The organism is Bradyrhizobium sp. LA6.1 (assembly GCF_040547805.1).
Taxonomy (GTDB): Bacteria; Pseudomonadota; Alphaproteobacteria; order Rhizobiales; family Xanthobacteraceae; genus Bradyrhizobium; species Bradyrhizobium barranii.
On record NZ_JBEPQK010000054.1, the window covers coordinates 1 to 2477 of the forward strand.

1 protein-coding gene and 1 pseudogene are annotated in these 2477 nt (G+C 61.5%); both read left to right on the forward strand.

Annotation, left to right across the window (positions count from 1 at the left end; translation table 11 throughout):
* Positions 1-112: 112 nt before the first annotated feature.
* Positions 113-1603, forward strand: a pseudogene (istA, locus tag ABIB99_RS44395) (IS21 family transposase); the annotation flags it as partial.
* Positions 1604-1611: 8 nt separating this feature from the next.
* Positions 1612-2475 carry an IS21-like element helper ATPase IstB gene (gene istB, locus ABIB99_RS44400; RefSeq protein ID WP_354122414.1) on the forward strand — a complete coding sequence of 288 codons (864 nt, stop codon included), beginning with the start codon at positions 1612-1614 and terminating at the stop codon, positions 2473-2475.
* Positions 2476-2477 lie beyond the last annotated feature (2 nt).

Sequence of the window (2477 nt, forward strand, 5' to 3'; positions counted from 1 at the left end):
TGTGTTTCGGCATGGAATAAGGACCCCGTTTTCGGGGTGATCGGCATCCAATCGGGACCCCGAGATAAGGGTCCACAGTGGCTTCCATCGAGTCATGGAAGCCGAGGTTGGGATGCTGGTGGTGGAGACGATTGGTAAGATCCGTCGCGCCTACTTTGTTGATGGTCGTCCGATCAAGGCGATCTGCCGAGAACTTGGCGTATCGCGGAAGGTGGTTCGCAAGGTCATTCGTTCTCAAGCGACGGAGTTCCGGTATGAGCGCGAGACGCAGCCGCTCCCGAAGATCGGTGCCTGGAGTGCCGAGCTTGACCGGTTGCTGGCAGGGAATGAGAGCAAGGCAGCACGGGAACGGCTGACGCTGATCCGGCTATTCGAAGAGCTTCGCGGCCAGGGTTATGCCGGCGGCTATGATGCGGTTCGTCGATACGCACGGCGGTGGAGCAAGGAACGCGGGCAATCGACCGCAGCCGCTTATGTCCCGCTGAGCTTTGCACCAGGCGAAGCGTACCAGTTCGACTGGAGCCACGAGGTCGTCCTGCTGAGCGGCACCACGGTGATGGTGAAGGCTGCTCATGTCCGGCTCTGTCACAGCCGCATGCTGTTCGTGCGGGCCTATCCGCGGGAGACGCAGGAGATGGTGTTCGACGCCCACGACCGGGCGTTCGCCCTGTTCAAAGGCACCTGCACCCGCGGCATCTACGACAACATGAAGACCGCCGTAGAGACGATCTTCGTCGGTAAAGGCCGTCTCTACAATCGCCGCTTCCTGCAGATGTGCAGCCACTATCTGGTCGATCCGGTCGCCTGTACGCCAGCGTCGGGCTGGGAGAAGGGGCAGGTCGAGAACCAGGTCGGGCTGGTCAGGGAACGCTTCTTCACGCCACGGCTGCGGTTCAAAAACCTCGACGAGTTAAACGCCTGGCTGCTCGACAAGTGCATCGCCTACGCCAAGGCTCATCGCCATCCGGAGCTGGCCGATCAGACGATCTGGGACGTGTTCGAAGCCGAACGCCCCAAACTCGTTCCCTATGCCGGCCGCTTTGACGGCTTCCATGCGGTGACGGCATCAGTCTCGAAGACCTGCCTGGTGCGCTTCGACAACAACAAGTACTCGGTCGCAGCCAGCGCAGTCGGACGACCGGTCGAGGTTCAAGCCTATGCCGATCGCATCGTGATCCGTCAGGACGGACGCATCATTGCCGAGCACCCGCGATCCTTTGGCCGCGGCGATACCGTCTACGACCCCTGGCATTATGTGCCGGTGCTCGCCCGTAAACCCGGCGCCTTGCGCAACGGTGCTCCCTTCAAAGACTGGGTGCTGCCGGCCGCGATGGAGCGGATCCGGCGCAAGCTGGCCAGCACCGACGATGGCAATCGGCAGATGGTCGACATCCTCAACGCGGTGCTGACTGACGGTCTGTCCGCCGTGGAAGCGGCCTGTGCCGAAGCGCTCAGTCACAGCGTCCATTCCGCCGATGTCGTTCTCAATATCCTGGCCCGTCAACGTGAACCCGCCCCACCGGCCAACATCATGACGCCGGCCGCACTGACGCTCCGTCATGCACCGATCGCCGATTGTGCCCGTTACGACAACCTCCGGAGGACCATCTGATGGAACGAACCCAAATCTTCGATCTTATGGGCGAACTCAAGCTCTACGGCATGAAGGCCGCCTTCGACGAGATCATGGCAACTGCCGTCAAGCGCCAGCACGAACCTCAGCGCATTGTCGGCGACCTGCTCAACGCCGAGATCAACGAGAAGCAAGCCAGGTCGATCAAATACCAGCTCACCATTGCCAAGCTGCCGCTCGCCAAGGACATCGCCGACTTCCAGTTCGACGGCACGCCGATCAATCAGACTCTCGTCAATGATCTCGCTGGCGGCGGCTTCATCGCCCAACAACGCAACGTCGTGCTGGTTGGCGGCACCGGTACAGGCAAAACACACCTCGCCATTGCCATCGCCAGAAGTTGCATCCGCGATGGCGCCAGAGGACGCTTCTACCACGTCGTCGACCTCGTCAACCGGCTCGAGACCGAGACCCGCAACGGTCGACAGGGACGGCTCGCCGAGCATCTGACCCGCATGGACTTCATCGTTCTCGACGAGCTGGGCTATCTGCCGTTCGCGCAATCCGGCGGTCAGCTCCTGTTCCATCTCATCAGCCGGCTCTACGAGCGCACCTCCATCATTGTCACCACCAATCTTGCGTTCGGCGAATGGCCGAGCGTGTTCGGCGATGCCAAAATGACCACCGCGCTACTCGACCGATTGACCCATCACTGCGACATCGTCGAAACCGGCAACGACAGCTGGCGATTCAAAAGCCGCGACGATGTTCAAACAACCCGCGCTCGCGCCGTCTCCGCAACCCCGACCAGCTCCGACGACCCGAGCGCTACCAGCAGAGCACGCCGATCAAAGGGGTCCCTTTTGGATGCCGCTAGGGGGTCCCAGTCGAACGCCGATTGACA

Coding starts and splice junctions, on each gene's coding strand:
- istB (WP_354122414.1), top strand. CDS start 1,612: ATGGAACGAACCCAAATCTTCGATCTTATGGGCGAACTCAAGCTCTAC.